The 1,541-nt window shown below is 51.3% G+C and carries 1 rRNA gene; it reads right to left on the bottom strand.

Features of this window, described 5'->3' with window-relative positions:
- Positions 1-1,541, bottom strand: a 23S ribosomal RNA gene (locus KW839_RS27260); the annotation flags it as partial.

Raw genomic sequence — 1,541 nt, 5'->3', positions numbered from 1 at the left:
CCATCAATTAACCTTCCGGCACCGGGCAGGCGTCACACCCTATACGTCCACTTTCGTGTTTGCAGAGTGCTGTGTTTTTAATAAACAGTCGCAGCGGCCTGGTATCTTCGACCGGCGTGGGCTTACGCAGCAAGTACTTCACCCTCACCGGCGCACCTTCTCCCGAAGTTACGGTGCCATTTTGCCTAGTTCCTTCACCCGAGTTCTCTCAAGCGCCTTGGTATTCTCTACCCAACCACCTGTGTCGGTTTGGGGTACGGTTCCTGGTTACCTGAAGCTTAGAAGCTTTTCTTGGAAGCATGGCATCAACCACTTCGTGTTCTAAAAGAACACTCGTCATCAGCTCTCGGCCTTAGAATCCCGGATTTACCTAAGATTCCAGCCTACCACCTTAAACTTGGACAACCAACGCCAAGCTGGCCTAGCCTTCTCCGTCCCTCCATCGCAATAACCAGAAGTACAGGAATATTAACCTGTTTTCCATCGACTACGCTTTTCAGCCTCGCCTTAGGGACCGACTAACCCTGCGTCGATTAACGTTGCGCAGGAAACCTTGGTCTTTCGGCGTGGGTGTTTTTCACACCCATTGTCGTTACTCATGTCAGCATTCGCACTTCTGATACCTCCAGCAAGCTTCTCAACTCACCTTCACAGGCTTACAGAACGCTCCTCTACCGCATCACCTAAGTGATACCCGTAGCTTCGGTGTATGGTTTGAGCCCCGTTACATCTTCCGCGCAGGCCGACTCGACTAGTGAGCTATTACGCTTTCTTTAAAGGGTGGCTGCTTCTAAGCCAACCTCCTAGCTGTCTAAGCCTTCCCACATCGTTTCCCACTTAACCATAACTTTGGGACCTTAGCTGACGGTCTGGGTTGTTTCCCTTTTCACGACGGACGTTAGCACCCGCCGTGTGTCTCCCATGCTCGGCACTTGTAGGTATTCGGAGTTTGCATCGGTTTGGTAAGTCGGGATGACCCCCTAGCCGAAACAGTGCTCTACCCCCTACAGTGATACATGAGGCGCTACCTAAATAGCTTTCGAGGAGAACCAGCTATCTCCGAGCTTGATTAGCCTTTCACTCCGATCCACAGGTCATCCGCTAACTTTTCAACGGTAGTCGGTTCGGTCCTCCAGTTAGTGTTACCCAACCTTCAACCTGCCCATGGATAGATCGCCCGGTTTCGGGTCTATTCCCAGCGACTAGACGCCCTATTAAGACTCGCTTTCGCTACGCCTCCCCTATTCGGTTAAGCTCGCCACTGAAAATAAGTCGCTGACCCATTATACAAAAGGTACGCAGTCACCCAACAAAGTGGGCTCCCACTGCTTGTACGCATACGGTTTCAGGATCTATTTCACTCCCCTCTCCGGGGTTCTTTTCGCCTTTCCCTCACGGTACTAGTTCACTATCGGTCAGTCAGTAGTATTTAGCCTTGGAGGATGGTCCCCCCATATTCAGACAAAGTTTCTCGTGCTCCGTCCTACTCGATTTCATGACTAAGAGATTTTCGCGTACAGGGCTATCACCCACTATGGCCG

Source organism: Pseudomonas sp. PDM31 (assembly GCF_019218965.1).
GTDB lineage: Bacteria > Pseudomonadota > Gammaproteobacteria > Pseudomonadales > Pseudomonadaceae > Aquipseudomonas.
This window is presented reverse-complemented; position numbering and strand designations above follow the sequence as displayed.